Raw genomic sequence first — 3,873 nt, 5'->3', positions numbered from 1 at the left:
TCTTGAAGGAGGTGCAATGAACTATGCTTGTTATGTTAGAAAAAAAATAGTCAATTTTTTACCAATTAAAGAAGGTAGTTTAGAAGATGAGGTAGATAGATTAAAATCTGACAGTTCAAATAACTACATTTCTAGCTGGGCTAAAAAAGGATATTTTCGTCGTTTTAACAACTATAAAATTATAGTTTCTAAAGTAAGTAATTCAAAAGATTATGCTGTAATCAATATCAGGGATGATAAAGATGTCTTAAAATATAATTTCTTTATTCAAGAGGATTCTTCTAAGGAGTTTTATATTGATGACAGAAAGTATCGATTTACGTTGGATGCCATTGATAATGCTGGTTATAATTTTATAAAAAAAGCTGCCTATTTTACTATGGAGGGATTATGATTGCATATTTCACTAATAGTGAACCCCTCCATTTCAGTGCAAAGTGGCCGCCAAATGGATTGCCGAGTAAATACAATATTGTTCCTTTCCCTCTGAACAAATACCAACAACTCCTCCCAACTGCTTTCTAGATTCAGCTATTTACGAAATAACCCGTCCAGGAACTCAAAATAGCCCAAAACAGACCCTCTGGATACTGCAAGTTACGCGAGATCCCCAAAAAAATGCGATAGCGGCTTAGAAGGGCTGATAGATTAGCCCTTACCTTTGACCATTAGAGCTTCATACAGCCTCCATTTCGCTTAAATTCGACCAATTACTCCTTGGTGCTATAATCTAAAAAAGCAGCTAAGGCAATCAAAACGGCCACTTTGCTCTGTAATCAGGTGTCGGTTTGAAGCGGAATGGAGCGTCAGTTTGAAAAAGGAACGTGCGGCCATTTTTCCTGAATACCCAATCTAAGCTAGAAAGTAAATCTGTCAATGACATATTCAAAAATTTTGAAATTCTAGATACATCAGATAAAAAAGAAATAGTGAGTTTATTTCCACCCCAAAGAGTTAATTTTCAGATAGGTGCACTTTTTATACAGCCAGAAAGCACATTCCTAAAATTTTATTAAAAAGGAAATAATCATGGAACCCAAATAATATGAAAAATGAAATTTCAAGAGAAAAAAATGTCAATCAAACGAGCAACATCYATTCTTGCGAAGAATAATATTATTGTTGATGAATACGAAGCGAATGCTATTCTAAATTTTTTGTATTTGATAGCTAGAAACTGTCAAAAATATAGCGTAAACCTTTCGGGAGCATTGAACACTCAAAATGTAACTAGATAGTGTTGCAATAAATTCTACTAATGTAGAATACTTAGGTCTTGTTTTTTAAAAGTTTGCAATTCAGGCATTTAGGTTCATAAAAAAAGGAAACAGAACATGTAGTTCGTTTCCTTAAGTACTCGGGGCGGGAATCGAACCCGCACGCCTTTGAAAGCACAGGATTTTAAGTCCTGCGTGTCTACCAGTTCCACCACCCGAGCATTAGCCTGTTCCGAAATCCTTCGGTAGGTTAACTTTAAAATAAATGCCTTCTGGTAGGAAGGCATTTTGGAGCGAAAGACGAGATTCGAACTCGCGACCCCGACCTTGGCAAGGTCGTGCTCTACCAACTGAGCTACTTTCGCAAATTAATACATAGTGTTGTATTCCTTTGGGGTTGCAAATATAGGAATTAAAGTTTTTAAAGCAAAAAAATAAAATAAATTTTTAGGATGAAATTCTTAATGCTTAAAAATCAGCGCGGTAAATTTCTTGAAATTAGGATTTATAAGGTTTTTTGTTGTTCTGGAGCTTAATGTAGGCCTTCTCGGATGTAGAACTTTTCAAGTTTATGTTTGTTACCTAATGGATTATCTATTCTAATAGCGTTTGTAATCGTTGCTTGTGCCAAAGTAAAAAGGTTTATAAACTTTAATATATGGATAAATTAAGCCAAACCAGAATTCAATTATTACACCCTGATTTAAGGGCTTTAGCAACAGAGACTTTTTCTAAAGCCGAATTAAAGTTAACGGGTAGGGCACAAGCCAGAATAACTGCTACTTTGCGCACGTTTGAGGAGCAAGATGCTTTATATAAATTGGGCCGGACTGTGGTTAACCCTGATGGCAAATCGAAAAGTAAGCCGATGGGAAATATTGTGACTAATGCAAAGGCAGGTCAATCGATACATAATTATGGTTTAGCGATGGATTTTGTGCTGCTTATAGATGGTAAGGAAACTTCGTGGAATATGGTTAAAGATTTCGACGAAGATGATATTGCCGATTGGACAGAAGTAGTTGCCGTTTTTAAGGCCAACGGCTGGGAGTGGGGAGGTGATTGGAAGAGTTTTAAAGATCCACCACATTTTCAATTCGATTTTGGTTATACCTGGCAACAATTGCAGGCCAAATGGAATATTGGCGATCAAAAAAATGGTTATGTCAATTTAAAAAGAGCTGCGCTAAACGTAGCCAACCTCTACAGGGCAAAAGCAGCTTTAAACCTTAGAACAGGACCATCTATTACTTCGAGAAAGAAAAAAGTTATTTTAAAAGGCGATTATCTTAGCGAAATTTCGAGAGAAGGCGAATGGAGTAATGTGGTTTTTGAAGGCATTAAAGGATATGTTAATAATAGATATCTGGTTAAATGATCAAAACGTAGAACATTAAATAAATTAAACCGCTAATCTATATTCTGGAAATTATTTCCAAATCAACTTTTACCATGCTTTTATTCTAAAATTCTTAATTAAATGTAATATCGTCAAATGGTTTTACCAGCGGTTCTGCCCTGGTATCATTAGAGGGGATGAATAAAACCAAGGTTGGAAGCATGAAAGATCCATCCTTGGTTTTGTTTTAGGATATTAATCAACTTAAATTAACCGTTTGTACATGCTACTGTCAAGTCCCTGTTTTTACTTAAATGATGTATGGACTATAGAGATGTACAGGTATTACCCGAAAGTGTAGCCCCTGCGCCATTGGAAGCTGTAACATTTGCTTTTACTGTTGAAGCATTAAGCACAGTAAGGCTGTAAGGCGGAGTGAAAGCCGTTACACCATTACCTGTAGTATTTCCGGTGACAGCGGTAAATATATTGTTTTTCACCTGAAGCGCTGTTGCACTGTTGTTCATCAGATCGATCGGGATCTTAACATTTTCGAATACATTCGACTCGATCAACAGATTTGATTCGAAACCAGCCTGGATACAGTTTTTGCTTGCCGTGCTGTTAAAGTAGTTGTTCACTAGATGTACCTTGCCAAACCTTACTCTTGGCATCCTGCCAACGCAGCCCTGGGCCCACCAGCAGCGTACAAAAGTAATACGGAAATGCCCCCTGTCCGAAGTAACATCATCACCTGAGCCAATCAGGTTAGAAAAGCGATGATCATCTGATCCCCCTGGGCCACCTGCTCTTGGTGCTTTCAGATAGGTGAATTTACAGTAGGAAACTGTAATGAAATCGGAAGCAGCCTTGATGTCAAAGTTTCCGTCAACGCCGTCTCTGAATTCACAGTGGTCTACCCAAACATTGGTAGAAGCATCTAAGGTAACATTATCCCAGCCGTCAACATCGTAAGCGCCCGGACCTTCAAAAATCAGGTTCCGGATAATTATGTTTTTGCATCTTTTTACATACATTATCCCTGAGCCGGCCTTGGTCTGATCAGCTGAAACGATCTTTGCACTAGTAGACCCAAAGAGCGTTTTTCCGGTCTGGTCCTGAAAGGAAATCCTTCCGCCAGAAGGTACTGTTATTGTGCCATTGACCTGGATTACCTTGATTGCTGTATTTTCTATTGCCGACTTTAACGATGCATAATTTGTAACCACCGTGGAGCTGACTTCTCCACCGCCGGTAGTGCCGCCGTTTTGCGATGCCCAGGCTTTGGCATAACATATAGCTTCGGTTGTTGCAAGG

At 38.1% G+C, this 3,873-nt stretch carries 3 protein-coding genes and 2 tRNA genes; 2 read left to right on the top strand and 3 right to left on the bottom strand.

All coding sequences use genetic code 11. The features are described 5' to 3' along the window. Positions 1-394: hypothetical protein (locus tag AC1DND_RS22270; protein ID WP_477584794.1), on the top strand; the 394-nt coding region annotated here is incomplete at its 5' end. Between the two features lie 960 nt (positions 395-1,354). On the opposite strand, the gene AC1DND_RS22265 is transcribed toward AC1DND_RS22270, so the two are convergent. Next, positions 1,355-1,438, bottom strand: a tRNA-Leu gene (locus AC1DND_RS22265). A gap of 68 nt (positions 1,439-1,506) precedes the next feature. Beyond that, positions 1,507-1,582, bottom strand: a tRNA-Gly gene (locus tag AC1DND_RS22260). Positions 1,583-1,875: 293 nt separating this feature from the next. On the opposite strand from AC1DND_RS22260, the gene AC1DND_RS22255 reads away from it, so the two are divergent. Beyond that, positions 1,876-2,595: a M15 family metallopeptidase gene (locus AC1DND_RS22255; RefSeq protein ID WP_477584793.1), complete on the top strand. Its 720-nt coding sequence runs from the start codon at positions 1,876-1,878 to the stop codon at positions 2,593-2,595. 287 nt (positions 2,596-2,882) lie between these two features. Here AC1DND_RS22255 and AC1DND_RS22250 read toward each other — a convergent pair. Further along, positions 2,883-3,873: pectate lyase family protein (locus tag AC1DND_RS22250; RefSeq protein ID WP_477584792.1), on the bottom strand; the 991-nt coding region annotated here is incomplete at its 5' end.

Source organism: Pedobacter sp. 01N416 (assembly GCF_056399685.1).
Note: the sequence above shows the minus strand (reverse complement) of the source record. Positions and strands in the feature narration are given on the sequence as shown.

What these genes read in the sequence shown, in the direction of transcription:
- AC1DND_RS22255 (WP_477584793.1), top strand. Translation starts at nt 1,876, where the DNA reads ATGGATAAATTAAGCCAAACCAGAATTCAATTATTACACCCTGATTTA.